Consider the following 26,121-nt stretch of genomic DNA (forward strand, 5'->3'; position numbering starts at 1 on the left):
GAGAATGCATGCTCAAATTGGCGCCCGATGACCCGTTTCTGGCCAGGTTGTCGCCGGGCGCACGGGCAATGCCTCGGGCAAGACAAACCCGTACAATGCTTGAGTTTTGAACGCAGGACGGGCAAAAGGTCAAATCTTCGGCAACACCTGCGGTTTTCCGGACGCATGCCACAGTGGTAAAACATGCCTCAGTGGTAAAAGTAGTACCGGTTGAGCACATTCACTTTTTTTACCTGCTCCACGTGGGCAGTTTTTATAGTCATTCAACAGATGGACGCGCCATTGGCGCAGGAAAAGAAGCGTTTTGAAGAAATCCACCGCAGCACCCAAGACAGTCGTTCCGCTCTGGCGCCAACAATTGCACTACCGGCTCAAGGAAGGTGCGTTGATCGCCATTGGGGCCTTGTGCCTGTTCCTGATGATGGCCTTGCTGACCTACGGCAAGGACGATCCGGGCTGGAGCCACAACAGCAAGATTGAAGACGTGCAGAATTTCGGCGGGCCGGCCGGTTCCTACAGTGCTGACATCCTGTTCATGGTGCTGGGCTATTTCGCCTATATTTTCCCGCTGCTGCTGGCGATCAAGACCTATCAGATTTTCCGTCAGCGCCATGAGCCCTGGCAGTGGAGCGGCTGGCTGTTCTCCTGGCGCCTGATTGGCCTGGTGTTCCTGGTGTTGTCAGGCGCCGCGCTGGCACATATCCATTTCCACGCACCCACCGGCCTGCCGGCCGGGGCGGGTGGTGCGCTGGGCGAGAGCCTTGGCGACCTGGCGCGCAATGCCCTGAATATCCAGGGCAGCACGCTGCTGTTCATCGCACTGTTCCTCTTCGGCCTGACCGTGTTCACCGACCTGTCCTGGTTCAAGGTCATGGACGTGACCGGCAAGATCACGCTCGACCTCATCGAGTTGATCCAGGGTGCGCTGAACCGCTGGTGGGCGGCGCGCAACGAACGCAAGCAACTGGTGGCGCAACTGCGTGAAGTGGACGATCGGGTCCATGACGTCGTGGCGCCCACCGTTCCGGACAAACGCGAGCAGGCCAAGGTCAAGGAACGCCTGATCGAGCGCGAGCAGGCCCTGAGCAAGCACATGTCCGAGCGCGAAAAGCAGGTGCCGCCGGTTATCACCATGGCCCCGGCCAAGCCGCCGGAGCAGAGCAAGCGCGTGCAGAAGGAAAAACAGGCGCCGCTGTTCGTCGACAGCGCGGTGGAAGGGACCTTGCCGCCGATCTCGATCCTCGATCCTGCCGAAAAGAAACAACTCAATTATTCCCCCGAATCCCTGGCGGCCGTCGGTCACCTGCTGGAGATCAAGCTCAAGGAGTTCGGTGTCGAGGTGTCGGTGGATTCGATCCATCCGGGTCCGGTCATTACCCGTTACGAAATCCAGCCGGCCGCCGGCGTCAAGGTCAGCCGTATCGCCAACCTCGCGAAGGACCTGGCGCGCTCCCTGGCGGTCACCAGCGTGCGGGTGGTGGAAGTGATCCCGGGCAAGACCACCGTGGGCATCGAGATCCCCAACGAGGATCGCCAGATCGTGCGCTTCTCCGAGGTGCTCTCGACCCCCGAGTACGACAATCACAAGTCACCGGTCACCCTGGCCCTGGGCCACGACATCGGTGGCAAGCCGGTCATCACCGACCTGGCGAAGATGCCTCACCTGCTGGTAGCCGGTACCACCGGTTCGGGTAAGTCGGTGGGGGTGAACGCGATGATCCTGTCGATCCTGTTCAAGTCCGGCCCGGAAGACGCCAAGCTGATCATGATCGACCCGAAGATGCTCGAATTGTCGATCTACGAAGGCATCCCGCACCTGCTGTGCCCGGTGGTCACCGACATGAAGGACGCGGCCAACGCCCTGCGCTGGAGCGTTGCCGAGATGGAGCGCCGCTACAAGCTGATGGCGAAGATGGGCGTGCGCAACCTGTCGGGCTTCAACGCCAAGGTCAAGGAGGCCGAGGAAGCCGGCACGCCGTTGAGCGACCCGCTGTACCACCGCGAAAGCATCCACGACGAAGCGCCGCTGTTGCACAAGCTGCCGACCATCGTGGTGGTGGTGGACGAATTCGCCGACATGATGATGATCGTCGGCAAGAAGGTCGAAGAACTGATCGCCCGTATCGCCCAGAAAGCCCGTGCGGCCGGTATTCACCTGATCCTCGCCACCCAACGGCCGTCGGTAGATGTGATCACCGGTCTGATCAAGGCCAACATCCCGACCCGCATGGCGTTCCAGGTGTCGAGCAAGATCGACTCGCGGACCATCATCGACCAGGGCGGCGCCGAGCAATTGCTCGGCCACGGTGACATGCTCTACATGCCGCCCGGCACCAGCCTGCCGATCCGTGTCCACGGTGCGTTCGTCTCCGATGACGAAGTGCACCGCGTGGTCGAAGCCTGGAAGTTGCGTGGCGCGCCTGAATACAACGACGACATCCTCAACGGTGTCGAAGAGGCCGGCAGCGGTTTCGAGGGCAGCAGTGGCGGCGGTGACGACGATGCCGAGACCGATGCGCTCTATGACGAAGCGGTGCAGTTCGTCCTGGAGAGTCGCCGTGCCTCGATTTCCGCCGTACAGCGCAAGCTGAAGATCGGCTACAACCGCGCCGCACGCATGATCGAGGCCATGGAAATGGCCGGGGTCGTGACGGCCATGAACACCAACGGCTCGCGCGAAGTGCTGGCGCCGGGCCCGATGCGCGACTGACAACCCGGGCGGCGTGATGACGCGCCGCTCGCCCCCCACGAATTCATGAGGACTCCCATGCGCCTGATTCGCATGCTGTTGTTGCCCGTATTGGCTTTGTCTACCTTGTCGGCCCATGCCGGCGAGAAAGATGTGGCCCGCCTGACCCAGTTGCTGGGCGGCTCCCAGACCCTGACTGCGCGTTTCTCCCAGCTGACCCTCGACGGCAGCGGCACCCAGTTGCAGGAAACCGCTGGCGACATGGCCCTGCAGCGCCCTGGCCTGTTCTACTGGCACACCGATGCACCCGCCGAACAGCTGATGGTGTCCGATGGCAAGAAAGTCTCCCTGTGGGACCCGGACCTCGAACAAGTGACCATCAAGACCCTCGACCAGCGCCTGACCCAGACGCCGGCGCTGTTGCTTTCCGGCGATATCTCGGAGATCAGCCAGAGCTTCGACATCACCTCCAAGGAGGCTGGTGGCGTGATTGACTTCACTCTCAAGCCGAAGACCAAGGACAGCCTGTTCGACAGCCTGCGCCTGTCGTTCCGCAACGGCCTGGTCAACGACATGCAACTGATCGACAGTGTCGGCCAGCGCACCAACATCCTGTTCACAGGGGTCAAGGCCAACGAGCCGATCGCCGCGTCCAAGTTCAAGTTCGACATCCCCAAGGGTGCGGATGTGATCCAGGAATAACGCTGTAACCCTTGTGGGAGCGAGCCTGCTCGCGAAGGCGGCGGATCAGTTGACAATGACGTAGCTGATACACCGCTTCGCGAGCAGGCTCGCTCCCACAAGGGATCGTGGTGTTCAATTGTTCAACTGATCGGCAACAGGACCCAGCGGAGGTTGTGTAAGTAATCATGGACCTGTTTCGAAGCGCCCCGATTGCCCAGCCATTGGCCGCCCGCCTGCGGGCCACCAACCTGGATGAGTACGTCGGCCAGGAACATGTGCTCGCCCGCGGCAAGCCCCTGCGCGAAGCCCTGGAGCAGGGCGCCCTGCATTCGATGATCTTCTGGGGCCCGCCGGGGGTCGGCAAGACCACCCTGGCGCGGTTGCTGGCGGAAGTCTCGGACGCGCATTTCGAAACGGTGTCGGCCGTGCTGGCCGGGGTCAAGGAGATTCGCCAGGCGGTGGAAATCGCCAAGCAGCAGGCCGGCCAGTACGGCAAGCGCACCATCCTGTTCGTCGATGAAGTGCATCGCTTCAACAAGTCGCAGCAGGACGCCTTCTTGCCCTATGTCGAAGACGGCACGCTGATTTTCATCGGTGCCACCACCGAGAACCCTTCGTTCGAACTCAACAACGCCTTGCTGTCCCGCGCGCGGGTCTACGTGCTCAAGAGCCTCGACGAGGCGGCGATGCGCAAGCTGGTGCATCGCGCGCTAACCGAAGAGCGCGGCCTGGGCAAGCGCCACCTGAGCCTCAGCGACGAAGGTTTCCAGATATTGTTCAGCGCTGCCGACGGCGATGGCCGGCGCCTGCTCAACCTGCTGGAAAACGCCTCGGACCTGGCCGAAGACGACAGCGAGATCGGTGTCGAGCTGCTGCAAAGCCTGCTGGGCGATACCCGGCGCCGCTTCGACAAGGGCGGCGAGGCGTTCTACGACCAGATTTCGGCGCTGCACAAGTCGGTGCGCGGCTCCAACCCGGACGGCGCGTTGTACTGGTTTGCGCGAATGATCGATGGCGGTTGTGATCCGCTGTACCTCGCACGCCGTGTAGTACGCATGGCCAGCGAAGACATCGGTAATGCCGATCCGCGCGCGCTGAGCCTGTGCCTGGCAGCCTGGGACGTGCAGGAACGCCTCGGCAGTCCGGAAGGCGAGCTCGCCGTGGCCCAGGCCATTACCTACCTGGCCTGCGCGCCGAAAAGCAACGCCGTCTACATGGGCTTCAAGGCGGCGATGCGCAGCGCCGCCGAGCACGGCTCCCTCGAAGTGCCGTTGCACCTGCGCAACGCGCCGACCAAGCTCATGAAACAGTTGGGCTACGGCGAGGAATACCGTTACGCCCATGACGAGCCTGACGCTTACGCCGCCGGCGAAGACTATTTTCCCGAGGAACTCGACCCCCAACGGTTCTATCAGCCGGTGCCCCGTGGCCTGGAGCTGAAGATCGGCGAGAAGCTCAACCACTTGGCGCAATTGGACCGATTGAGTCCACGGCAGCGGAGAAAACCGTGATCCCCTTGATTCTTGCAGTCTCCGCCGGCGGCGTTGCCGGTACGTTGTTGCGTTTCGCCACGGGCAACTGGATCAGTGCAAATTGGCCGCGGCACTTCTATACCGCGACGCTGGCCGTTAATATCGTGGGCTGTCTGCTGATCGGCGTTCTTTACGGCCTGTTCCTGATTCGCCCCGAAGTGCCCATCGAGGTGCGCGCGGGGTTGATGGTCGGCTTTCTTGGCGGCCTGACGACTTTTTCATCCTTTTCACTGGATACGGTGCGCCTGCTGGAAAGCGGGCAGGTGCCGCTGGCCCTGGGCTATGCGGCCATCAGCGTGTTCGGCGGGCTGCTCGCCACCTGGGCCGGCCTGTCCCTGACCAAACTTTGATAACGAGAGACCGACATGCTCGATTCCAAACTGTTACGTAGCAACCTTCAGGACGTAGCGGACCGCCTGGCATCCCGTGGCTTTGCCCTGGATGTCGCGCGCATCGAAGCGCTGGAAGAACAGCGCAAGACCGTCCAGACCCGCACCGAAGCCCTGCAGGCTGAACGTAACGCGCGCTCCAAGTCCATCGGTCAGGCCAAGCAGCGCGGCGAAGACATCGCGCCGCTGATGGCCGATGTCGAGCGCATGGCGGGCGAGTTGAGTGCCGGCAAGACCGAACTGGACGCGATCCAGAGCGAGCTGGATTCGATCCTGCTGGGCATCCCGAACCTGCCTCACGAATCGGTGCCGGTGGGTGAAGACGAAGACGGCAACGTCGAAGTACGTCGCTGGGGCACGCCGAAAGCCTTTGATTTTCCGGTGCAGGACCACGTCGCCCTGGGCGAGAAATTCGGTTGGCTGGACTTCGAAACCGCCGCCAAGCTGTCGGGCGCGCGTTTCGCCCTGCTGCGCGGGCCGATCGCCCGTCTGCATCGCGCACTGGCGCAGTTCATGATCAACCTGCACGTCACCGAGCACGGCTACGAAGAGGCCTACACACCTTACCTGGTCCAGGCACCGGCACTGCAAGGCACCGGTCAGTTGCCGAAGTTCGAGGAAGACCTGTTCAAGATCGCTCGCGACGGCGAAGCCGATCTGTACCTGATCCCGACCGCCGAAGTCTCGCTGACCAACATCGTTGCCGGCGAAATCGTCGATGCCAGGCAACTGCCGATCAAGTTTGTCGCCCACACGCCGTGCTTCCGCAGTGAAGCCGGCGCATCGGGCCGTGACACTCGCGGCATGATCCGCCAGCACCAGTTCGACAAGGTCGAGATGGTGCAGATCGTCGAGCCGTCGAAATCCATGGAAGCCCTGGAAAGCCTGACCGCCAACGCCGAGAAGGTCCTGCAACTGCTCGAGCTGCCGTATCGCACCCTGGCGCTGTGCACCGGCGACATGGGCTTCAGCGCGGTCAAGACTTACGATCTGGAAGTCTGGATCCCGAGCCAGGACAAGTACCGCGAGATTTCGTCGTGCTCCAACTGCGGTGATTTCCAGGCCCGCCGCATGCAGGCGCGTTTCCGCAACCCGGAAACCGGCAAGCCGGAACTGGTCCATACCCTCAACGGCTCCGGCCTGGCGGTGGGTCGTACGCTGGTCGCGGTGTTGGAAAACTATCAGCAGGCCGACGGTTCGATCCGGGTGCCTGAAGTGCTGAAGCCGTACATGGGCGGCATTGAGGTCATCGGCTAAATGGACTATCTGCCACTGTTCCACAACCTGCGCGGCAGCCGCGTGCTGGTGGTCGGCGGCGGCGAGATTGCCCTGCGCAAGTCTCGCCTGCTGGCGGATGCCGGTGCCCTGCTGCGGGTGGTCGCACCCGACATCGAACCGCAGTTGCGGGAACTGGTCAGTGGCAGCGGCGGCGAATGCGTGCTGCGTGGCTACGTCGAAGCGGATATGGACGGCTGCGGCCTGGTCATTGCCGCCACCGACGACGAGCCGCTCAATGCCCAGGTTTCGGCCGACGCCCATAAGCGCTGCGTGCCGGTCAACGTGGTGGACGCGCCCGCGCTGTGCAGCGTGATCTTCCCGGCGATCGTCGACCGCTCGCCGCTGGTTATTGCGGTGTCCAGCGGCGGCGACGCGCCGGTGCTGGCACGGCTGATCCGCGCCAAGCTGGAAACCTGGATTCCATCGACCTACGGGCAACTGGCCGGCCTGGCGGCGCGCTTTCGCAATCAGGTCAAGCAACTGTTTCCCGATGTGCAGCAACGGCGGGCATTCTGGGAAGAGGTTTTCCAGGGCCCGATCGCCGACCGTCAACTGGCCGGGCAGGGCGCCGAGGCCGAGCGGCTGCTGCGCGAGAAGATCGACGGCCAGGCGCCAAACGCGCCGGGCGAAGTCTATCTGGTAGGCGCGGGGCCGGGTGACCCGGACCTGCTGACCTTCCGCGCGTTGCGCCTGATGCAGCAGGCGGACGTGGTGCTTTACGACCGTCTGGTGGCCCCGGCGATCCTCGAGCTGTGCCGGCGCGACGCCGAGCGGGTTTACGTCGGCAAGCGCCGGTCCGAGCACGCGGTCCCCCAGGACCAGATCAACCAGCAATTGGTCGACCTGGCCCGGCAGGGCAAGCGTGTGGTGCGGTTGAAGGGCGGCGATCCGTTCATCTTCGGTCGTGGCGGCGAAGAAATCGAAGAACTGGCGGCCCATGGCATCCCGTTCCAGGTGGTCCCGGGCATTACGGCGGCCAGTGGTTGCGCGGCTTACGCCGGGATCCCGCTGACCCATCGCGACTACGCCCAGTCGGTGCGTTTCATCACCGGCCATCTCAAGGACGGCAGCAGCGATCTGCCCTGGGCGGACCTGGTATCGCCAGCGCAGACGCTGGTGTTCTACATGGGCCTGGTGGGGCTGCCGGTGATTTGCAACGAATTGATCAAGCACGGTCGCGCGGCGGACACGCCAGCGGCGCTCATCCAGCAAGGCACGACTTCAAACCAGCGGGTGTTTACCGGTACCTTGGCGGACCTACCGCGGCTGGTGGCCGAGCACGAGGTGCATGCGCCGACACTGGTGATCGTCGGGGAAGTGGTGCAGTTGCGCGAGAAGCTGGCTTGGTTTGAAGGGGCTCAGGGGCAGGTCTGAAGACCGCGCCGCGCCCTTCGCGAGCAGGCTCGCTCCCACAGGGATGAGTGTAACCATTGTGTTTCAACACTGATCAACTGTGGGAGCGAGCCTGCTCGCGAAGAGGCCCTCAACGATTACACAGATTCCAGATCAATCCCGCGCTCCGCGCCAGATCCCTTTCCCACCCAACCTCCCTCGATCATGCGCCACCATGAAGTCCTGCTTCGGCCCCTTGGGCACGATCCCATTGGGGTTGATGGTCTTGTGGCTGCCGTAGTAATGCCCCTGGATATGGGTGAAATCCACTGTCTCGGCAATGCCCGGCCACTGATACATCTCCCGCAGCCAGTTCGACAGGTTCGGATAATCGGCGATGCGTCGCAGGTTGCATTTGAAGTGACCGAAGTACACCGCGTCGAAACGGATCATCGTCGTGAACAAGCGGATGTCGGCCTCGGTCAGGTACTCGCCAGCCAGGTAGCGGCGGGTGTCCAGCAGGGCTTCCAGACGGTCCAGCTCGGCAAACAGCTGATCAAAGGCTTCTTCGTAAGCCGTCTGGGTGGTGGCGAAGCCGGCGCGGTAGACGCCGTTGTTCACCGCCGGATAGATGCGCTCGTTCAACCCATCGATTTCGCCGCGCAGGTGCTCTGGATAGAGATCCAGGTCGTTGCCAGTCAAAGCATCGAAGGCGCTGTTGAACATGCGGATGATTTCCGCTGACTCGTTGTTGACGATGCGCTGCTGCTGTTTATCCCACAGCGCGGGCACAGTGACACGGCCGGTGTAGTTCGGTGTATCGGCGGTGTAGCGCTGGTGCAGGAAGTCGAAGTGGTCGAGCTTGTCGCCCGTCGAGCCGTGAGCCTGATCGAAGGTCCAGCCGTTTTCCAGCATCAGGTAGCTGACCACTGAAACATCGATCAGCTCTTCCAGGCCCTTGAGCTTGCGCAAGATCAGCGTGCGGTGGGCCCAGGGGCAGGCGAGGGACACATAGAGATGATAACGACCGGCTTCGGCGGCGAAGCCGCTCTCGCCGGAAGGACCGGCGCTGCCGTCGGCGGTTATCCAGTGGCGGCGTTGCGCCTGTTCACGCTGGAAACTGCCGTCCTTGCTTTCATACCACTGGTCCTGCCAGCGGCCCTCGACCAACAAACCCATCTCGATCTCCTCAGCCTGGTAAACGTTGGAGAAGAGTCTATGCCGATAGGTTCGAACAAAAAGCGCAAAGGTTGGTCGCTGATGATCGACTAAATCGATCTGTTCCGCGCGTCCCAATACTGCCGGGCTTTGTCGAACGCTTCTTCGCGAGACAAACCCAGGCCGCGCAAGGCCAAAGCCATCGTGGCGATCAACGCCAGTTGCGGGTAGCTGTCCTCGACGTCGCCGCGCCAGACGGCTTTCATATGCTCAGGGTCGAGGCGCTCCGGCTTGACGTGGCGCTGCTCCGACAGGCGTGGCCATTCTTCGTCCCAACTGGCGCCACCGGTGGTGCCGTACAGATGGCTGTCAGCGTCCGGATTGATTTCGATCTCGCCGCCGTCGCCCTTGATCACGATGGCGGTGTCGCCCAGCAACCCGCTGGCCTCGCGATGCACGGCCTGGTAGCCAGGATGGAAGATGCTTTGCAGACCGCAACGTGCGCCCAGTGGATTGAGGATCCGCGCCAGGGAATGGATCGGCGAGCGCAGGCCGAGGGTGTTGCGCAGGTCGATCATCCGTTGCATCTGCGGTGCCCAGTCCACCAGCGGCATGAAGGCCAGGCCGCCGGTGTCCAGCGCCGTGCCGACCTGTTGCCAGTCGCGGCACAAGGGAATATCCAGCAAACCCAGCAACTGTTCGGTGTAGAGCCGACCCGCCGTGTGGGCACCGCCGCCGTGCATGAAGATCCGCACGCCGTTCTGTCCCAGGCATTTGGCCGCCAGCAGATACCACGGCAGGTGGCGCTTCTTCCCGGCGTAGGTCGGCCAGTCGAGGTCTACCGCCAGTTGTGGAACCACCAGGCGTTGACGCAGGGCGTCGGTGAAGCCGGCCATTTCCTCGGCGCTTTCTTCCTTGTGCCGCAACAGCATCAGGAAGGCGCCGAGCTGGGTCTCTTCGACCTGCTCATCAAGCACCATGCCCATGGCCTCGCGGGCTTCTTCACGGGTGAGGTTGCGGGCGCCACGCTTGCCTTTGCCAAGGATGCGCACGAATTGGGCGAACGGATGTTCGGCCGGGGTCTCGAGGGTCAGCGAAGGAAAGTCGGTCATAAGCAATTCGTCGGTTTGGGCAGGCCCGCCAGCTTGGCGGCGAGTTTGGCGGGAGTGCCTTTGAACAATCGGTTCAGGTGCAGGCTGTTGCCCTTGTCCGCGCCGAGTTTCAGCGCGGTGTACTTGATCAGCGGCCGAGTGGCGGGGGACAGCTGGAATTCATCGTGGAAGGCCCGGAGCAGTTCGAGGATTTCCCAGTGCTCGGGGCTCAGCTCGATGTCTTCGGCGGCGGCCAGGGCTGTGGCCACTTCCGTTGACCAGTCATTGAGATCGGCCAGGTAGCCGTCCTTGTCCAGCGCGATGCTGCGCGCGCCCACGGTCAGCACGTTCATAGCCAGGAGTTGACCTTGTCATGCTCGATTGAAAGCTCGACGAAGGCCGGATAATCGATGGCTTCGGCCCAGTCCGGAATGTCCAGGGCACGGCCCTGGGCGTCTTCGGCAAGGACGAACACCTTGCGAGCGGCGGCCTGGAGTGCAGCGAACGGTTCGGTGCCAGGTTGCAGCGCGTAAGTCGCGTCGCCGCACAGCAGCAGCGCATCCTGGCTCCCCAGTATCCGCAGGCAACGGGCGAGGCGGTTATCACCGAACGGCGAGTGGGACAACACATGCAAAGTCGACATCACAGGGTGATCACCTGGTCGTAACGGTCAATGAGCGCGGCGATGTCCGCTGCGCCCAGCACTTTCAAAGCGTCCAGTGCCAGGGCATCGGTGGCGATGCCACGCTCGGCGGCGCTGTCGGCGCAGACAAACAGGTCTTCGACCCCGAACATCGGCAATGCCTGCAAATTGGCGCTCAGGTCTTTTTGCTGGAGGGCCTTGGCGTTTTGCCCGGCGCTGAGCTGGAACACGCCGTCATCGAGAAACAGCAGGCCAATGGGCAGGTCGAACGCACCGCCGGCCAGCACGATGTCCAACGCTTCCCGGGCTCCGGGGCCAGACCACGGAGACTGACGGCTGATGAGCAATAACGACTTGGCCATCATGCGCCTCCAAAACAGATCAAGCGGTCGGCGTCCTGGATCGCATCGTGCAGCTGACCCAGTCCGGAAAGGGCCCAAGGCGCTTCGACGCTGATTGCCGAACGCTGATAGCGCTGGGCCTCTTCAGCGTTGAGCACACCACGGCGCAACGCCGCCGCGATGCAGACGACGCCGTCGAGCTGATGGTCGCTGACGAAGGTTCGCCATTGCCGGGGCAGATCCTGCTCATCCTGAGGCGTGACGATGCTGTTATCGGCGTTGTAGACGCCGTCCTGGTAGAAAAACAGCCGCACGATCTCATGCCCACCGGCCAGCGCGGCTTGCGCAAACAGCAAGGCGCGGCGCGAGGAGGGCGCATGGGCGGCGGAAAACAGCGCGATGGCGAACTTCATGACAGACCCGATCCGTAAAACTGCGGCCATGATAAAGCTTTATGGGCGTCGGGGCGATTCTCGGAACGGCTGGAGCTTTCGTGGCGAGGGAGCTTGCTCCCGCTGGGCTGCGAAGCGGCCCCTGGATCGTGCAACTCGGTGTGTCAGGTGAGTTGAGTCGCCTTTTTGGGCCTGCTGCGCAGGCCAGCGGGAGCAAGCTCCCTCGCCACGGGGTTCACTTCAGTCCATGAGACCATGTAACTGGCAGTACTCAGCCCACTCCATTCCCGCCATCTCCGCGACTTCCCTGTGCACTTCCATGCGCTGGGCCTGGTAGTCCTCGGCGGAGGCCGCCGTCAGCGACAGCGTCAGCTCCCAGGCAAACAGACCCAGGCGCTCGGCCTCGGCTTCGAACGCCTCATGCAAGCGCTCGGCGCGATACTGCGCAGCGGTTTCGCCCTTGGCCTGGGCCAGCAGGGGGTTGAGGTTGTCCAGCTCGACGCGCAACTGCGGGCGTTCGTCGAGAAAGATCTCCAGGGCTCGTTCGTGCTGCTGTCCGGTTGCCGCCATGGTTGCTCCTTGAGTCAATGTCCCGACAGGTTGCGTGAATCGATAGCTGTTGTCGCGGGCAAATTTCAGTAAAGCCGCACGTAGGCGCGGATCGCAGTGCTAAAGTCGGTTTTTTTCTCGATGAGTGAACACGATGCGAATGCTGATGGTGGCCGTGGCCGCAACCCTGCTGGCCGGCTGCGCGGGTTCGGCGATGGAACAGGCCCGGACCCAAGCTCCCTACAAGACCCTGGCCTCCGACAAGCCGGAGCAGAATGTCGCCCAATGCGTGAAGTTCGCCTGGGAAGACGAAGCGGTGTTCGGCGTCGATGCCGGTGCCTACCTGCAACCCGGCAAGCAGGGTGGCTCGACGGTGTACACCCGCTCGGCCGAATCGTTTGTCGATATACAAGCCAGTGCCACCGGCACGGCGTTGAACTACTACGCCAAACAGGATGATTTTGTCGCCAAGCGCCGGTTGGCGGCGTTGGCGACTTGCCTCTGAACACCTGATCCTGGTGTGGGAGCGAGCCTGCTCGCGAAAGCCGTTTATCTTCTTGCATAGCATTTGACTGACCCACCGCTTTCGCGAGCAGGCTCGCTCCCACAAGGATGTCCCACAGGGTATGGTGGTCAGTCGGCGTTCGGCAGGCGTTTCTGGAAAAAGAAACGCTGATGCCCCGGCGGGTAGTCGTCGATCTGCCCGCACTCGGTGAAACCATGCCGGCGGTAGAAGTCCGGCGCCTGGAAGTCGAAGGTGTCGAGCCAGATACCTACGCAATCCTTCTCCCTGGCCAGCTGTTCGGCCATCCGCATCAGTTGCGAACCCGTGCCTTGGCCCCGGGCCTGTTCAGGCACTACCAGTAGTTCGATATAGAGCCAACGAAAAAATACTCGGCCGTAGAGTCCGCCGACGATTTCGCCGTGCTCGTCCCGCACCAGCCAGGCGACCAGTTCCGGCGCGCTTCCACCGGTCTGAGCCGTGTTATAGGCGCGTAGTGGCGCGAGGATGGCCTGGCGTTGTTCATCGGTTGGAGCGTCCGTGCGTTCGATTCGCAGCGTCATCGGCGATGTCCTTGTGCGAGGATGATCAAGCACACGAGCCTACAGTAAACAGGCATATTGTTTAAACCGAGCCATACTCGTGTGTGCTTTTGAAGCGATCCCGACCCTAAAACAAGAAGAGACCGACTCATGAAGTTCGAATCCCTGGCCCGGACCCTCATCGCCACTTCGCTCTCCCTTTGCTGCCTGACTGCCCACGCTGCGTCCCAGGCCCCGGTTGCCGCCGAGAACGGCATGGTCGTCACCGCCCAGCACCTGGCGACCCACGTCGGCGTCGACGTGCTCAAGAACGGTGGCAACGCGGTGGATGCGGCAGTCGCGGTGGGCTACGCCCTGGCGGTGGTCTACCCGGCGGCGGGCAACCTTGGCGGTGGCGGCTTCATGACGCTGCAGATGGCGGATGGCCGCAAGACATTCCTGGATTTCCGCGAAAAAGCGCCATTGGCCGCCACCGCCGACATGTACCTGGACAAGGACGGCAACGTCATTCCCGAGCTCAGCACCCGCGGCCACCTGGCGGTAGGCGTGCCCGGCACGGTGTCCGGCATGGAGCTGGCGCTGAAGAAATACGGCAGCAAGCCCCGGGAGGAACTGATCGCCCCGGCGATCAGGTTCGCCGAGGAGGGTTTTGTCCTTGATCAAGGTGATGTCGACCTGCTGGAGACCGCCACGGACGTGTTTAAAAAGGACATGCGCGATTCCGGCGCGATCTTCCTGCACAACGGCGAGCCGATGCAGGCCGGCCAGAAACTGGTGCAGAAAGACCTCGCCAGGACCCTGCGGGAAATTTCCGCCAAAGGCGCCGACGGCTTCTACAAAGGCTGGGTGGCCGACGCCCTGGTGACTTCCAGCCAGGCCAACAAGGGCATCATCACCCAGGCCGACCTGGACAAATACAAGACCCGCGAGCTGGCCCCGGTGGAATGCGACTATCGCGGTTATCACATCATTTCCGCACCACCGCCCAGTTCCGGTGGTGTGGTGCTGTGCCAGATCATGAATATCCTCGACGGGTATCCGATGAAAGACCTGGGCTTCCATTCGGCCCAGGGCATGCACTACCAGATCGAAGCCATGCGTCACGCCTATGTCGATCGCAACAGCTACCTGGGCGACCCGGACTTTGTGCAGAACCCCATCGACCATCTGCTGGACAAGAACTATGCGGCAAAACTGCGCGCCGCGATCGAGCCGCAAAAGGCCGGCGATTCGCACAAGATCAAACCCGGCGTGGCGCCTCACGAGGGCAGCAACACCACCCACTATTCGATCGTCGACCAATGGGGCAACGCCGTCTCTGTCACCTACACCCTCAACGACTGGTTCGGCGCCGGCGTGATGGCGAGCAAGACCGGGGTGATCCTCAACGATGAAATGGACGATTTCACCGCCAAGGTCGGCGTGCCCAACATGTACGGCCTGGTACAGGGCGAGGCCAACGCCATCGCACCGGGCAAGGCGCCGCTGTCGTCCATGAGCCCGACCATCGTCACCAAGGACGGCAAGACCGTGATGGTCGTCGGCACGCCGGGCGGCAGCCGCATCATTACCGCGACCCTGCTGACCATCCTCAATGTGATCGACTACGGCATGAACCTGCAGGAAGCGGTCGACGCGCCGCGCTTCCACCAGCAGTGGATGCCGGAGGAGACCAACCTGGAAACCTTCGCCGCCAGCCCCGATACGCTCAAGCTGCTGGAAAGCTGGGGCCACAAGTTCGCCGGCCCGCAGGACCCCAACCACATCGCCGCGATCCTGGTGGGCGCGCCGTCACTGGGTGGCAAACCCGTGGGCAAGAATCGTTTCTACGGTGCCAACGATCCGCGCCGCAACACCGGGTTATCGTTGGGCTACTGAGCGCTCGGAGAGGCAAGCATGAGCAGCGCATTGCTGATTATCGACGTCCAGGCCGGGCTGTGCACGGGCGAAGAGGAATGCTTCGACAGCCCACGCCTGCTCGGCACCATCAACGACCTCAGTGCCAGGGCTCGGGCTGTCGGCTTGCCGGTGATCCTGGTCCAGCACGAAGAACTTGAGGGCTCGTTGGCTTATGGCAGTGCCGCCTGGCAATTGGCCGATGGCCTGCTCACCGCCGCGGATGACTTGCGGGTGCGCAAGACCACGGCGGACGCGTTCTACCAGACCGACCTGCTGGCGCTGTTGCAGGCCAGAAGTATTGACCGCGTGGTGATCTGCGGGCTGCAGACCGATCACTGCATCAATGCCACCGTGCGCCAGGCCCATGCCCTGGGGTACGAAGTGGTGTTGGCCGCCGATGCGCATTCGACGGTGGACAATGGCAGCCTGTCGGCCGAGCAGATCATTGCCGATCACAACCAGCGACTGGGGCGGCTGAGCAGCGCGGTGTCGCGCATTGATGTGGTACGGGCCGCCGGGATTCGCCTGTAGCCGATACTCACTGCCTGGCCTGAGGAGCAGGCCGGGCTGGCACTCCAGTGCGCAGTGACCGCAAGATTTTCAGGCCCGCTTCGCAGGCCAGCGGGAGCAAGCTCCCTCGCCACAAGGGCCGTCGTTTTATGGATTACGCGATCAGCATAGCAGCGCGAGCATTGGCGGCAGGCGATCCAGTAGCGGCGCTCAATCGCATCGCCTTGCGCACCGATGCCCCGGCCCTCGCGCTGCGCGGCATCGCCATGGCGCAGCTGGGGGATCTGGACAAAGCCAGGAGCCTGATGCGCCGGGCAAGTACGGCGTTCGGGTCCAAGGCGGCCGTGGCGCGGGCACGGTGTATCGTGGCGGAGGGCGAAATCGCCTTGGCTTCCCGTGACCTGGCGTGGCCCATGAAGCGCCTCGACGCCGCGCGGGCGGTACTCGAAGCCTGCGGTGACCGAGCGAACGTCGGTCACGCTCATGCGATCGAAATCCGCCGCCTGCTGTTGCTCGGTCACCTTGGCGAGGCCGAGGGCAAGCTTGCTGATCTGAATCTTTCCAGCTTGCCTGTGGCGTCTCGAGCCGCTTGTGAACTGGTGGCGGCGGGGATCGCCATGCGGCGCCTGCAAGCGCAAACCGCTCACGCCGCTCTGGAAAGGGCCGGCCAGGCCGCACGGCAAACGGGCATCAGCGCGCTGAACGCCGAAATCGAAAGCGCCTGGCGCATGCTGAGCTCACCGGCGGCGCGTCTGATCAGCCGGAACGAAGAGCGCTTGCTGATTCTTGAAGAGGTACAGGTGCTGCTGGCCGGTGCGGCGCTGGTAGTAGATGCATGCCGGTATGGCGTCAGTAGCGCTGGCAGCCAGGTTTCCCTCGCCCGGCGCCCGGTGTTGTTCGCCCTGGCCCGCGGGCTGGCCCAAGCCTGGCCGGGCGATGCATCGAGGGAAGCGCTCATGGCCGAGGCCTTCGGCTTGAAACTGACGGATGAGTCCCACCGCGCCCGGCTGCGGGTCGAGATGGGGCGGTTGCGGGTGGCGCTGCGGTCATTGGCCGAGGTGAAGGCAACCCGGCGCGGTTTTATCCTGATTCCCAGTCAGGCCGACGAGGTCGTGGTGCTGGCGCGCGTCATCGAAGAACCTCACGGCGCGGTGCTGGCGCTGCTTGCCGATGGCGAAACCTGGTCCAGTTCGGCCCTGGCGCTTGCCTTGGGCAACAGCCAGCGCAGCGTGCAGCGGGCCTTGGAAACCCTCGCCGCCTGCGGCAAGGCGCAAGCGTTCGGTCGTGCCAGGGCCCGGCGCTGGATGGCGCCAACGATGCCTGGATTCGCGACGGCATTGTTACTCACTGCGTTGCCAGTGGCTGGTTAGGATGCAATCACACCCCACTGATGAGGCGAGTGAAATGAAACGTTCAGAAGCACAGATCCTGCGTGAGTACGGCCCTTTTCCGGGCGTCGAGTGTGTCCACGGCGTAAGCCATGACGGCGAGCGCGTCTGGTTCGCCTCAGGCGAAAAGCTCCACGCACTTGATCCCGCCAGTGGCCAGACCGTGCACTCGCTCGACGTGCCGGCGAACGCTGGCACGGCGTTCGACGGTGAGCACCTGTTCCAGATTGCTGGCGACAGCATCCGCAAGATCGATCCACGCACCGGCGAGGTACTGGCGACGATTCCGGCGCCCAACAGCGGTGATGATTCAGGGTTGGCATGGGCCGAAGGATCGCTCTGGGTCGGCCAGTACAAGGCGCGCAAAATCCTCCAGATCGACCCGGCCGACGGAAAAGTCCTGCGCACCATTAAATCCAATCGCTTCGTCACGGGCGTGACCTGGGTCGACGGAGAGCTTTGGCACGGGACGTGGGAAAACGACGAGAGTGATCTGCGGCGTATTGATCCGCAGACAGCACAAGTGCTGGAAAGCGTGACGATGCCGCCCGGGACCGGTGTGTCGGGGCTGGAATCCGATGGGGCCGAACGGTTCTTCTGTGGCGGCGGTGGCAGCGGGAAGGTGAGGGCGGTGCGTCGGCCGGCGTGAGGACGCCAGGCTCGCATAAACCTCCGTGGATACCCGTCCGTTACATCACGGGGCGCCAAGCACCATTGTCCAATACACTCCGGCATCGCTGCGCGAGTCACTGGCCGACGCCGCACCGACCTGGGTGAACATCGGGTTCATCAGGTTGGCGCAATGCCCGGGGCTGGCGAGCCAGTCGTGCATGGCCTGGCTTGGCGAACGTTGTCCGGCGGCAATGTTCTCGCCGAGTTTGCGTCCGCGAAAACCGGCGCTTCTGGCCCGCTCGGATGTGGAGCGACCGTCCGGGTCGCGATGGGCAAAATAGTTGCCCCGGGCCATCGACCGACTGTGGCCCTGGGCAGCGCTTCCCAGCGCGGCGTTCCAGCTCAGCGGCCGAGCCGCCGCAAAGCGCTGGCGCCCGCACATGCGGGGCTTGGCCCTGGCGGCATTGACCTGGGCGAGCAGCGTTTTGTCCGGCGCGCCAATGTCGCGCGTGTCGCTGATCCGCGTTCCGCCCATGGGTTGAGCGAGCACCACGCGCCATTCATCCCCGACCCGATTGACGCCAATGTCGGCGAACTGGCTGTCCAGCAGCGCTGCGCAATGCTCGTCTGCCAGCCTCTCGAACGCTTCTTCGGCGTCCCGCGCATCGGTCAGGCGAATGCTGCGCACTGACCGGGCCTGATAGCCGGATCTGCTCAGGGTTTCGCGCAAGCCACCGCTGAAGCCGATGGGCAAGGCCAGGCTGGAGCGCAACACCAAAGGTTGGGCAGCACGCACTGTTTGCCATTCACAGCGGTGGGGCTGGCTGCGGTATTCGTTGATGGCGCTCACCAGTTGTCCTTCGCCTCGGGCGTGAGCCGGGCTGGGGAACAACGGAAACAGGATCGTGAGGCACAGCGCAGCGAAACGGCGAGAGCGAACGAGGTGGCGCATGGATGGACAGCTCTGGAAGGGAATTGCCTGAGCGCCGGGAGACGGCGCCAATCAGCCCGAAACGCTTCGTTCAGGGCTGGGGTAGGACTGTGGCTTTTGAAACTAGTTTCAGGCGCACCCAGACATAAACGCCTGACCGCACATTGCTTTTGTGGCGAGGGAGCTTGCTCCCGCTGGCCTGCGAAGCAGGCCCAAGAAATTCGCGACTGCGTCGCAGCCGAGCGGGAGCAAGCTCCCTCGCCACAAAAGAGCGTTCAGTCAGTTCAATTGCGTGCAGCCACCGGCGCCTTGACCCGCTCAGCCTTGCGCCAGGTCAGCAACACAATACCCGTCACCACGATCGCGCCGCCGAGCACCTGGCCCGGGTTGAGCATCTGGTCCAGCACCAGCCAGCCAATCAGCAGGGTCGCCAGCGGTTCGATGTTCATCACCGGGGCATTGCGTGGCATGTCCAGGCGTGGCACGCACATGAACAACACGATGAACCCGGTGCCGTAAAGCACCACCAGGGTGGCGAGCGCGAGCCAGCCGGTGTTGCTGGCGGGCAGGTCGAGGCCGCCGGGCAGGGCGCCGGTCAGGCCCGCGAGGTTGACGCTGCTGAACACAATGAAAATCGTCAGCAGGCTGCGCACCGAGCCGCGCACCTGGGACAGCTTGTGATCGGTGATCCACAACGCGCAAGCGAACACGCACGCGGCGCAGAATGCCAGGCCAACCCCCACCAGCCATTGCGGGCCGACATCCGCCTGCGACGATAACCGCGCCGGCACTTCCAGTACGAACACCAGGCCCACCAGGATCATCCCCATCAACATCGCCGTACGCGCAGTGGGGCGCGGCCCGCCGAGGGCCCAGGTCAGCAGCGCCAGCAGGATCGGGAACACGTTACCCACCAACAGCGCCAGCGCCACCGGCACTCGCGCCACGGCCGAATACAGGCACAGGCTCTGGGCGCCGATCAACAGGCCCAACACCAACTGCCAGCGCCAGGCCCCGGCGGGCAGGCGCAGGCTCTGGCGTTGCCACAAGACCATCGCCGCCAGCACCAGCAACGTCCCGCCCGAGCGCAGCAGGATCGCCAGCAGCACGCCGGCACCGTCATCGAACGCCGCCCGCGCGGCGACGTGGTTACCGGCAAAAGCGCAGCCCATGCAGAGCAGGATGAGCACAGCGACAGGGCGGGAAAAAGGAATAGGAACATCGGCGGCAACGGTGGGGCGGGTCATGGCAGCAATCTCAAAGGTGTACCACCGCAGCAGCGAGGCTTCGGTGGTTTATTTTTTAGTTATAGGTTGTCGTACAACAAGGAAGATTTGTACCGGATCCAGCAGAGAGAGACAAGCGCCGGCTCCCGCCCGTCAACCCGTTCTCCCCAGATGTTCACAGCTCACCCGTGGCGAGGGAGCCTGCTCCCGCTCGGCTGCAAAGCAGCCGCCAGCTCCACCAGCTCAACCAATCCAGAGACTGGCGTACATCCCCCAGCGATTTGCTGTACAACATCTGACCGCTGTGTTGTTTCCGGCACCGATCCCCCTGAGTTTCCCGCGGAGCAACCCATGCGCCTGGCTGATTTCATTGTCGACAACATCGAACCGATCCTCCAGGCGTGGGAAGACTTCGCCAGGACCATCACCCCGGCTTCCATCGGCATGGATGCGGTAGCGCTGCGCGACCATGCCGAGCAGATGCTACGCACCATCGCCATTGATCTGCGCACCTCTCAGACCCCGGAGGAGCAGATCGCCAAATCCCAGGGCGAAGCCCCGGCGGCGGAGGCCGAGACCGCGGCGGAAACCCACGCTGTCATTCGCCAGTCTTCCGGTTTTACCGTGGAACAGATGGTCTCGGAGTACCGTGCGTTGCGCACCAGCGTGCTGGTGTTGTGGATGCCCCATGCCCAGCTGGACCAGGCGCAGGCGATGTCGGATGTGATCCGCTTCAATGAAGCCGTCGACCAGGCCCTGGCGGAATCGGTGGTCAGTTATTCCGGCGCGGTCGATGCAGCGCGCAATATCTTCCTCGGGATCCTGGGACATGATCTGCGCAGCCCGCTGGGGGCAATCCTGCTGAGTTCCGAAGTGCTCCTGCGCGCCGGCGATCTGCCTGCCAAGGCCACCAAGATTTCCTCGCGCATCTACACCAGCGTAAAACGGGCGAACAAGATTGTCGGCGACCTGCTGGACTTCACCCGTACCCAGCTGGGCGCAGGCATACCGGTACAGCGTTTCAACGGCGACCTGGTCGCGGCGTGCGAAGGCATGGTGGAAGAGGCGCGGGCCTATCATCCGGAAAGCAGCATCCTCTTCGAGCCGCACGGTCCGCTTGAAGGGCTGTTCGATCCGGCGCGGATGGAACAGGTGTTTTCCAACCTGATCGGCAATGCCGTGCAACATGGCGCGGAGGGCGCGCCGATCACGGTATCGTTGAGCCGCGAAGGGAATGAAGCCGTCATCGCGATCAACAACCAGGGCAAGCCTATCGCGAAGGACGCCATCGCCAGCATCTTCAATCCCTTGATCCGGCAACTGCGCAGCGGCGACTTGCAATACGGCCCGACGGCCGGCCTGGGACTGGGCCTCTACATCGCCTCGGCGATCGTCGCGGCTCACCAGGGGACCATCGAAGTCCACTCGAAGGCGCGCGGAGGCACCACGTTCACCGTTCGGATCCCACTCCATCCCGAGTGACAGGGCCGGGCGAGGATAATAACTTGTACGATGTCCTATCAGAGGGTAAAACAAACGTCCCCGTCCAATAATAATTTAACGGAGACGTACTATGGATGCTTCGCAACTTGCAACCGCCGATCAGGCGCGCCGGACCTTCCTCAAGAAATCCCTGGTGGTCTCGGCCGCGGCCGCGACCCTTGGCAACCTGCCCGGCCTGACCCAGGCCGAACCGCTGAGCCAGCGTTATCCGGACCCTCTGGTCAATATCCTCGACCCCAGCTTCATGGACCTGCGCATCTTCAACGCCAGCGTGGAAAAACTCGCCAGCGGCCTGCGCTGGGCCGAAGGGCCGGTGTGGATCGGCGACGGTCGGTATCTGCTGGTCAGTGACATCCCCAACAACCGCATCGTGCGTTGGGACGAAGTCACCGGTGGGCTGTCGGTGTATCGGGAGAATTCGAACTTCTCCAACGGCATGTGCCGTGATCGCCAGGGGCGTTTGCTGGTCTGTGAAGGCTCGACCACGTCGACCGAAGGGCGGCGTATCACCCGCACCGAACACAACGGCACGATCACTGTGCTGGCCGATCGTTTCGACGGCAAACCGTTGAACTCGCCCAACGACATCGTTTGCAAACGGGATGGCTCGATCTGGTTCACCGACCCGCCGTTCCAGACCGGCAACAACTACGAGGGGCACAAAGTCACCCCCGAGCAGCCGCACGCGGTGTACCGCATCGACGGTGAAACCGGCAAGCTCAGCCGGGTCATCGACGACCTGGCGGGGCCGAACGGCTTGTGCTTTTCCCCGGATGAAAAAACTCTCTATGTGGTCGAAGGCCGGGCCAAGCCCAACCGCCTGGTCTGGGCAATCACGGTCAAGGATGACGGCACCTTGGGCGAGCGCCGCAAGCATATCGAAGGCCTGGATTACGCCGCCATCGACGGCATCAAGTGCGATGAGAGCGGCAACCTCTGGTGCGGCTGGGGCGGCAACGGCGACCCCAAGGCCGACCTGGAAAAACTCGACGGTGTGAGGGTGTTCAACCCCGAGGGCAAGGCCATCGGGCACATCTCCCTGCCGGAACGCTGCCCCAACATCTGTTTCGGCGGCAGGGAGGGCAACCGGTTGTTCATGGCCGGCAGCCACTCGTTGTACTCATTGTTCGTGAACACCCGTGGGGCGACGTTTGCCTGATCCAGGCCTCGCGAATAAGAATAACCGTGGCGAGGGAGCTTGCTCCCGCTCGATTGCGCAGCAATCGCAAAGCAAGCTTCCCAACCCTCAAGCCAACTTCACATTCATGGTGATCCGCGCCGTGAACACCTTCTTGCCATCCACGTCATGAATATCCACCGGCACGATCTTGTCGCCCTCGGTCTGCCAGTCCACCTCATCGCCGTTCGCCACCGCCGTCACGTCGCTCTTGGCCTTGGCCAGGTATTCCACGGTCATGCCTTTGGGGATCCACCGGGCGCCGTCGGGAATCGAGACGTTGGTCATCATCCCGGCGGCCAGCTCGGCGGCGTTGCACATGGCAATGGCATGCACGGTGCCGAGATGATTGGTGATTTCCTTGCGAAACGGTACCTGCACAGTCGCCGCGCCCTGGCGCAGCTCCGTGACCAGCGGATTGATAGTGGAGAAGTAAGGTGCCATCTGACAGGCCATTTTGCTGAACGCATCGGGACCTGCGCTGTTGAACATACCGAGAACCTGATTCATGTGAAGCCTCACTGACAAGGGATTTGCGGAACAATCTTCCGTTACAGAATATTATTCTGTGACGGAACGGTATTCTGTTGTTGGCGAATCTGTCAAGCTGCGCTCACTTCGTCATGGGCAGTCGTCTGCCTGATCCTTCAACGAACCGGTTTAAGCCCAGCATGCAAACAACGGAATTACTTGAACGTGCCTTTCCCGGCAGAAGGGCCGAGCTCAAGCGCGATATCTTCAGAAAGGCTCTGGCGCTGTTCAACGAACAGGGCATTGAGGCGACCACCATTGAAATGATCCGCACCGAATGCCAGACCAGCGTCGGCGCGATCTACCACCACTTCGGCAACAAGGAAGGCCTGGTGGCGGCGCTGTTCTTCACCGCGCTGGACGACCAGGCGCACTTGCGCGAGCAATACCTGGCCGAGGCTACGACGGCCGAACAGGGCGTGCAAGCGTTGATCTTCAGCTATGTCGATTGGGTCGACAGCCAGCCGGAATGGGCGCGTTTCCAGTATCACGCGCGTTTTGCCGTGACCAAGGGACCGTTCAAGGACGAACTCGCCAGCCGCAACAGCACGCGCAACGGCCAGCTCTGGCAGTGGCTGAGCGCGGCGGCGCAGGGCGAGGCGCTCAAGCGGTACCCGGCCGAGCTGATGTTCTCGCTGATCATCGGCGCGTCGGAAAGTTATTGCCGTGCCTGGCTGGCGGGGCGCGTGCCGACCAGCCCGAAGGCCCATCGGGAATTACTGGCGCAGGCGGCGTGGCGGTCGATCAGCGCTGATTAATCGAGCGCCGTTCGCAGCTCCACAGGTCTACCGAGGGGTGTTCCAAGGTGGGCGGTCCCAGCCAATGCGCCATGGGCTGGCAATGGCCGGCATGACACAGTTGGTAATCGCCGGCCTGGGGCGTGCGGCCCAGCTTCAAGGGTTGCAGCGGCGGCAGTTGGCGATAGTAGTGCCAACTGCCGTTTTCCAGCCGGGCATTTTCCGGAATCTCCATGCCGGCACCGTTGCCCTTGATCCTGGCTTCGCCCAGGACCAGGCCCGTTTCGGTGACACGGTAGTCTTCCTCCCAACGGATCTTCTCGATGGTGTGATCCCACGCCAAGGTGAACTCGCTGAGTTCAAGCTGCGCCCAGATCACTCCGGACAGGCCCAGGCACAAGCCGATCACGCCAAGGCCTGCCCGCTGCGACGTGCGCGCCACAGATGCTGCCCGATCAACAGCGCCCCCAGGACAAAGCCGATTTCATCGGTCAGCGGCAGCGCCACCACCAACAATGCCCCGGCGGCAAAACACATCAGCCGTTCCCAGACCGGCATCTTCTGTTGCAGGAAACCGGTGGACGCCATGCCCCACAGGCCGACCGCGAGCAAGGTCTTGATCAGCATGTACGCCGTCATCCAGAGACTGTCGCCCTGGAGCATCAGCGCCGGGTTGTAGACCGTCATGAACGGAATGACGAAGCCGGCGAGGGCGATGCGCACGGCCCAGAAGCTGATCTTCAGGCCACTCTCCCTGGCGATGGGCGCGGCGGCGAAACAGGCCAGGGCCACCGGAGGGGTCAGGTCGGCGAGGATGCCGAAATAGAACACGAACATGTGCGACACGATCAGCGGCACGCCCAGTTCCAACAGGGCTGTCGCGGCGATCGAGCTGGTGATGATGTAGTTCGGGATGGTCGGGATGCCCATGCCCAATACCAGGCAGGTAAGCATGGTCAGGATCAGCGACAGCAGCAGGTTGTCCTTGCCGATGGCCAGGATGTAACCGGCGAAAGTGGACGCCACGCCCGTCAGCGAAACCACGGCGATGATGGTGCCGACCAAGGCGCAGGCGATCCCCACCGGAACGGCGTGCCGGGCACCATCCACCAATGCATGCAGGCAGATGACCAGGGTTTCCCGCGTGCCTTGCATGAACCAGCAAGCCACCACCAGCACGCCGATCACCGCGAACACGATACCGATGCCGAGCCGGAAGAAGCCGACGCAGAGAATCCCCAGTGCTATCCAGAATGCGCAGCGCAAGGCGTAGTTCGATACTTTGAGGATGATTGCCGAGCCGAGGATCACGATGGCCGTCAGGGCCAGACCGACCATGCCGGAGAACAGCGGCGTGCGCCCGGAAAACAGCAGATAGACCAGCACTGCCAGTGGAATCAGCAGATACCAGTTTTCCTTGACCGCGCCCCAGGCACTCGGGCACTGATCCTTGGGTAGACCTCTGAGGTTCGAACGCTTGGCCTCCAGGTGCACCATCCAGAACACCGAGCCGAAATACAGGCAGGCGGGTATCAAGGCCGCCTTGGCGATTTCCACGAACGGCACGTTGATGGTCTCGGCCATGATGAACGCCACCGCACCCATGACCGGCGGCATGATCTGGCTGCCCATGCTCGATGTCGCTTCCACACCGCCGGCGAACGCGGCCTTGTAGCCAAAACGTTTCATCAGCGGAATAGTGAACTGGCCGGTCGTCACCACATTGGCGATGCCCGAGCCGGTAATGGTGCCCATCAGCGCCGATGACACCACCGACACCTTCGCCGGACCGCCCAGCTTGTGGCCGAACAGGCCCATGGAGAAATCGGTAAACAGCTTGATCATGCCGGCCTTTTCCAGGAAAGCGCCGAACAGGATGAAGAGGAAGATATAAGTGGCCGATACGTAGGTCGGCGTGCCGTACAACCCTTCGGTGCCAAACGCCAATTGGTTGATGATCTGGTCCACGCCGTAGCCGCGATGCGCCAGGTCGCCCGGCAGGTGTTCGCCGAACAGGCCATAGGCGAGGAACAGGCCGCAGATGATCGGCAAGGCGATGCCCATCACCCGCCGCGCCGCCTCGAATACCAGCACGATCAGGACGATGCCGATGACCATGTCGGCGCTCGTCAGGTCGCCGGAGCGCTGGATCAGGTCGGCCTCGAATACCCACTGATAGAGCGCGGTCGCCATCCCCGCCAGCCCCAACGCCCAGGCCAGGGGTTGCCAGGGCCGTTGCTTGCCATGGGCCGGGTAGCTCAAAAACACCACCCACAGCAAAAAGCCCACATGCACCGCCCGCAGCACGATGCTGGATACCGGGGAGAAGGCTGCGGTGACGATCTGGAATATGGAAAACAGCAACGCTACATAGAACAGCGTCTTCGGCCAGTCCCGTGGGTCCGTGGCGATGCCGTGCTGGTCTTCACTCATAAGGTGCCTGCCTGTTGTCTGTAGCCGGTGCGAAACACGACACGGCAACGGC

At 62.9% G+C, this 26,121-nt stretch carries 27 protein-coding genes; 14 read left to right on the forward strand and 13 right to left on the reverse strand.

Going from position 1 to position 26,121, the window contains the following annotated elements; genetic code table 11:
* Window positions 1-304 precede the first annotated feature (304 nt).
* From J3P97_RS09955 to cysG, 6 genes are all read left to right on the forward strand, one after another.
* Window positions 305-2,710 carry a DNA translocase FtsK gene (locus J3P97_RS09955; protein WP_434569010.1) on the forward strand — a complete coding sequence of 802 codons (2,406 nt, stop codon included), beginning with the start codon at window positions 305-307 and terminating at the stop codon, window positions 2,708-2,710.
* A 57-nt stretch (window positions 2,711-2,767) separates the two neighbouring features.
* Window positions 2,768-3,391 (forward strand): outer membrane lipoprotein chaperone LolA, encoded by a 624-nt coding sequence (lolA, locus tag J3P97_RS09960; protein WP_186710180.1) that lies wholly within the window; start codon window positions 2,768-2,770, stop codon window positions 3,389-3,391.
* Between the two features lie 167 nt (window positions 3,392-3,558).
* Window positions 3,559-4,884 (forward strand): replication-associated recombination protein A, encoded by a 1,326-nt coding sequence (locus J3P97_RS09965; RefSeq protein ID WP_434603736.1) that lies wholly within the window; start codon window positions 3,559-3,561, stop codon window positions 4,882-4,884.
* Window positions 4,881-5,255 (forward strand): fluoride efflux transporter CrcB, encoded by a 375-nt coding sequence (gene crcB, locus J3P97_RS09970; RefSeq protein WP_207961507.1) that lies wholly within the window; start codon window positions 4,881-4,883, stop codon window positions 5,253-5,255. Before J3P97_RS09965 ends, crcB begins: the two co-directional genes overlap by 4 nt.
* A 15-nt stretch (window positions 5,256-5,270) precedes the next feature.
* Window positions 5,271-6,551: a serine--tRNA ligase gene (serS, locus tag J3P97_RS09975; protein WP_434569008.1), complete on the forward strand. Its 1,281-nt coding sequence runs from the start codon at window positions 5,271-5,273 to the stop codon at window positions 6,549-6,551.
* Window positions 6,552-7,946: a siroheme synthase CysG gene (cysG, locus tag J3P97_RS09980; protein WP_434569007.1), complete on the forward strand. Its 1,395-nt coding sequence runs from the start codon at window positions 6,552-6,554 to the stop codon at window positions 7,944-7,946.
* Window positions 7,947-8,078: 132 nt separating this feature from the next.
* Here the strand turns inward: cysG and J3P97_RS09985 are convergent, their stop codons facing one another.
* The 7 genes from J3P97_RS09985 to J3P97_RS10015 all read right to left on the reverse strand — a co-directional run bounded on the left by J3P97_RS09985 (window position 8,079) and on the right by J3P97_RS10015 (window position 12,099).
* The gene (locus tag J3P97_RS09985; protein ID WP_434674032.1) at window positions 8,079-9,083 is read right to left on the reverse strand and encodes a glutathione S-transferase family protein; all 1,005 of its coding nucleotides are present in this window, start codon (window positions 9,081-9,083) and stop codon (window positions 8,079-8,081) included.
* 89 nt (window positions 9,084-9,172) lie between these two features.
* Entirely contained in the window at window positions 9,173-10,174 is a 1,002-nt protein-coding gene (locus tag J3P97_RS09990) for a glycosyl transferase family protein (protein WP_434569005.1), read from the reverse strand.
* Entirely contained in the window at window positions 10,171-10,506 is a 336-nt protein-coding gene (locus J3P97_RS09995) for a TusE/DsrC/DsvC family sulfur relay protein (protein ID WP_305495521.1), read from the reverse strand. Before J3P97_RS09995 ends, J3P97_RS09990 begins: the two co-directional genes overlap by 4 nt.
* Entirely contained in the window at window positions 10,503-10,796 is a 294-nt protein-coding gene (gene tusB, locus J3P97_RS10000; protein WP_434603748.1) for a sulfurtransferase complex subunit TusB, read from the reverse strand. The genes J3P97_RS09995 and tusB overlap by 4 nt, the downstream gene beginning before the upstream one ends.
* On the reverse strand, window positions 10,796-11,158 hold the full coding sequence (gene tusC / locus J3P97_RS10005) for a sulfurtransferase complex subunit TusC (RefSeq protein ID WP_434569003.1): 363 nt from the start codon (window positions 11,156-11,158) through the stop codon (window positions 10,796-10,798). The genes tusB and tusC overlap by 1 nt, the downstream gene beginning before the upstream one ends.
* A complete protein-coding gene (tusD, locus tag J3P97_RS10010) occupies window positions 11,158-11,550 on the reverse strand; it encodes a sulfurtransferase complex subunit TusD (protein ID WP_434603751.1) in 393 nt (130 codons plus the stop codon). Before tusD ends, tusC begins: the two co-directional genes overlap by 1 nt.
* Before the next feature lie 219 nt (window positions 11,551-11,769).
* Complete coding sequence (locus tag J3P97_RS10015) at window positions 11,770-12,099, reverse strand: DUF6388 family protein (protein WP_434569001.1); 330 nt, start codon at window positions 12,097-12,099, stop codon at window positions 11,770-11,772.
* A gap of 133 nt (window positions 12,100-12,232) precedes the next feature.
* On the opposite strand from J3P97_RS10015, the gene J3P97_RS10020 reads away from it, so the two are divergent.
* The gene (locus J3P97_RS10020) at window positions 12,233-12,583 is read left to right on the forward strand and encodes a hypothetical protein (RefSeq protein ID WP_434569000.1); all 351 of its coding nucleotides are present in this window, start codon (window positions 12,233-12,235) and stop codon (window positions 12,581-12,583) included.
* A 128-nt stretch (window positions 12,584-12,711) separates the two neighbouring features.
* Here J3P97_RS10020 and J3P97_RS10025 read toward each other — a convergent pair whose 3' ends face one another.
* Window positions 12,712-13,143, reverse strand: coding sequence for a GNAT family N-acetyltransferase (locus J3P97_RS10025; protein ID WP_434652780.1), 432 nt, complete (start codon window positions 13,141-13,143; stop codon window positions 12,712-12,714).
* Window positions 13,144-13,272: 129 nt separating this feature from the next.
* Between J3P97_RS10025 and ggt the strand changes: the two genes are divergently transcribed.
* The 4 genes from ggt (at window position 13,273) to J3P97_RS10045 (ending at window position 17,568) form a co-directional block, all read left to right on the forward strand.
* A complete protein-coding gene (gene ggt / locus J3P97_RS10030; protein WP_434674033.1) occupies window positions 13,273-15,000 on the forward strand; it encodes a gamma-glutamyltransferase in 1,728 nt (575 codons plus the stop codon).
* A gap of 18 nt (window positions 15,001-15,018) precedes the next feature.
* Window positions 15,019-15,552 (forward strand): cysteine hydrolase family protein, encoded by a 534-nt coding sequence (locus J3P97_RS10035; protein ID WP_434674034.1) that lies wholly within the window; start codon window positions 15,019-15,021, stop codon window positions 15,550-15,552.
* A 128-nt stretch (window positions 15,553-15,680) separates the two neighbouring features.
* On the forward strand, window positions 15,681-16,901 hold the full coding sequence (locus J3P97_RS10040) for a helix-turn-helix domain-containing protein (RefSeq protein WP_434674035.1): 1,221 nt from the start codon (window positions 15,681-15,683) through the stop codon (window positions 16,899-16,901).
* A gap of 34 nt (window positions 16,902-16,935) precedes the next feature.
* Entirely contained in the window at window positions 16,936-17,568 is a 633-nt protein-coding gene (locus J3P97_RS10045; RefSeq protein ID WP_434603768.1) for a Vgb family protein, read from the forward strand.
* A gap of 45 nt (window positions 17,569-17,613) precedes the next feature.
* Here the strand turns inward: J3P97_RS10045 and J3P97_RS10050 are convergent, their stop codons facing one another.
* Together J3P97_RS10050 and J3P97_RS10055 are read right to left on the reverse strand one after the other, a co-directional pair.
* Window positions 17,614-18,483 (reverse strand): CAP domain-containing protein, encoded by an 870-nt coding sequence (locus J3P97_RS10050; protein ID WP_434674036.1) that lies wholly within the window; start codon window positions 18,481-18,483, stop codon window positions 17,614-17,616.
* 263 nt (window positions 18,484-18,746) lie between these two features.
* On the reverse strand, window positions 18,747-19,709 hold the full coding sequence (locus tag J3P97_RS10055; RefSeq protein WP_434674037.1) for an EamA family transporter: 963 nt from the start codon (window positions 19,707-19,709) through the stop codon (window positions 18,747-18,749).
* 330 nt (window positions 19,710-20,039) lie between these two features.
* Here J3P97_RS10055 and J3P97_RS10060 point away from each other — a divergent pair, with 330 nt between their 5' ends.
* Window positions 20,040-21,170, forward strand: coding sequence for a sensor histidine kinase (locus J3P97_RS10060; protein ID WP_434603771.1), 1,131 nt, complete (start codon window positions 20,040-20,042; stop codon window positions 21,168-21,170).
* Window positions 21,171-21,261: 91 nt separating this feature from the next.
* On the forward strand, window positions 21,262-22,350 hold the full coding sequence (locus J3P97_RS10065; RefSeq protein ID WP_434603774.1) for an SMP-30/gluconolactonase/LRE family protein: 1,089 nt from the start codon (window positions 21,262-21,264) through the stop codon (window positions 22,348-22,350).
* Window positions 22,351-22,437: 87 nt separating this feature from the next.
* Here J3P97_RS10065 and J3P97_RS10070 read toward each other — a convergent pair whose 3' ends face one another.
* Complete coding sequence (locus J3P97_RS10070; RefSeq protein ID WP_434568990.1) at window positions 22,438-22,878, reverse strand: hotdog fold domain-containing protein; 441 nt, start codon at window positions 22,876-22,878, stop codon at window positions 22,438-22,440.
* A gap of 161 nt (window positions 22,879-23,039) precedes the next feature.
* On the opposite strand from J3P97_RS10070, the gene J3P97_RS10075 reads away from it, so the two are divergent.
* Window positions 23,040-23,657: a TetR/AcrR family transcriptional regulator gene (locus J3P97_RS10075; RefSeq protein WP_434674038.1), complete on the forward strand. Its 618-nt coding sequence runs from the start codon at window positions 23,040-23,042 to the stop codon at window positions 23,655-23,657.
* Here the strand turns inward: J3P97_RS10075 and J3P97_RS10080 are convergent.
* Window positions 23,644-24,045 carry a DUF1850 domain-containing protein gene (locus J3P97_RS10080; protein ID WP_434674530.1) on the reverse strand — a complete coding sequence of 134 codons (402 nt, stop codon included), beginning with the start codon at window positions 24,043-24,045 and terminating at the stop codon, window positions 23,644-23,646. The two genes, J3P97_RS10075 and J3P97_RS10080, sit on opposite strands and share 14 nt — an antisense overlap.
* The gene (locus tag J3P97_RS10085) at window positions 24,042-26,069 is read right to left on the reverse strand and encodes a TRAP transporter permease (RefSeq protein WP_434674039.1); all 2,028 of its coding nucleotides are present in this window, start codon (window positions 26,067-26,069) and stop codon (window positions 24,042-24,044) included. The genes J3P97_RS10080 and J3P97_RS10085 overlap by 4 nt, the downstream gene beginning before the upstream one ends.
* Window positions 26,070-26,121: the final 52 nt, after the last annotated feature.

Source organism: Pseudomonas sp. R1-15 (genome assembly GCF_051132085.1).
Lineage (GTDB): Bacteria > Pseudomonadota > Gammaproteobacteria > Pseudomonadales > Pseudomonadaceae > Aquipseudomonas.

Coding starts and splice junctions, on each gene's coding strand:
- ggt (WP_434674033.1), top strand. CDS start 13,273: ATGAAGTTCGAATCCCTGGCCCGGACCCTCATCGCCACTTCGCTCTCC.
- J3P97_RS10035 (WP_434674034.1), top strand. CDS start 15,019: ATGAGCAGCGCATTGCTGATTATCGACGTCCAGGCCGGGCTGTGCACG.
- J3P97_RS10045 (WP_434603768.1), top strand. CDS start 16,936: ATGAAACGTTCAGAAGCACAGATCCTGCGTGAGTACGGCCCTTTTCCG.
- tusB (WP_434603748.1), bottom strand. CDS start 10,796: ATGTCGACTTTGCATGTGTTGTCCCACTCGCCGTTCGGTGATAACCGC.
- cysG (WP_434569007.1), top strand. CDS start 6,552: ATGGACTATCTGCCACTGTTCCACAACCTGCGCGGCAGCCGCGTGCTG.
- J3P97_RS10025 (WP_434652780.1), bottom strand. CDS start 13,143: ATGACGCTGCGAATCGAACGCACGGACGCTCCAACCGATGAACAACGC.
- J3P97_RS10050 (WP_434674036.1), bottom strand. CDS start 18,483: ATGCGCCACCTCGTTCGCTCTCGCCGTTTCGCTGCGCTGTGCCTCACG.
- J3P97_RS10075 (WP_434674038.1), top strand. CDS start 23,040: ATGCAAACAACGGAATTACTTGAACGTGCCTTTCCCGGCAGAAGGGCC.
- lolA (WP_186710180.1), top strand. CDS start 2,768: ATGCGCCTGATTCGCATGCTGTTGTTGCCCGTATTGGCTTTGTCTACC.
- tusD (WP_434603751.1), bottom strand. CDS start 11,550: ATGAAGTTCGCCATCGCGCTGTTTTCCGCCGCCCATGCGCCCTCCTCG.
- serS (WP_434569008.1), top strand. CDS start 5,271: ATGCTCGATTCCAAACTGTTACGTAGCAACCTTCAGGACGTAGCGGAC.
- J3P97_RS09990 (WP_434569005.1), bottom strand. CDS start 10,174: ATGACCGACTTTCCTTCGCTGACCCTCGAGACCCCGGCCGAACATCCG.
- J3P97_RS10060 (WP_434603771.1), top strand. CDS start 20,040: ATGCGCCTGGCTGATTTCATTGTCGACAACATCGAACCGATCCTCCAG.
- J3P97_RS10015 (WP_434569001.1), bottom strand. CDS start 12,099: ATGGCGGCAACCGGACAGCAGCACGAACGAGCCCTGGAGATCTTTCTC.
- J3P97_RS10020 (WP_434569000.1), top strand. CDS start 12,233: ATGCGAATGCTGATGGTGGCCGTGGCCGCAACCCTGCTGGCCGGCTGC.
- J3P97_RS10085 (WP_434674039.1), bottom strand. CDS start 26,069: ATGAGTGAAGACCAGCACGGCATCGCCACGGACCCACGGGACTGGCCG.
- J3P97_RS09995 (WP_305495521.1), bottom strand. CDS start 10,506: ATGAACGTGCTGACCGTGGGCGCGCGCAGCATCGCGCTGGACAAGGAC.
- J3P97_RS10065 (WP_434603774.1), top strand. CDS start 21,262: ATGGATGCTTCGCAACTTGCAACCGCCGATCAGGCGCGCCGGACCTTC.
- J3P97_RS10070 (WP_434568990.1), bottom strand. CDS start 22,878: ATGAATCAGGTTCTCGGTATGTTCAACAGCGCAGGTCCCGATGCGTTC.
- J3P97_RS10040 (WP_434674035.1), top strand. CDS start 15,681: ATGGATTACGCGATCAGCATAGCAGCGCGAGCATTGGCGGCAGGCGAT.
- tusC (WP_434569003.1), bottom strand. CDS start 11,158: ATGGCCAAGTCGTTATTGCTCATCAGCCGTCAGTCTCCGTGGTCTGGC.
- J3P97_RS09985 (WP_434674032.1), bottom strand. CDS start 9,083: ATGGGTTTGTTGGTCGAGGGCCGCTGGCAGGACCAGTGGTATGAAAGC.
- J3P97_RS09965 (WP_434603736.1), top strand. CDS start 3,559: ATGGACCTGTTTCGAAGCGCCCCGATTGCCCAGCCATTGGCCGCCCGC.
- J3P97_RS10055 (WP_434674037.1), bottom strand. CDS start 19,709: ATGACCCGCCCCACCGTTGCCGCCGATGTTCCTATTCCTTTTTCCCGC.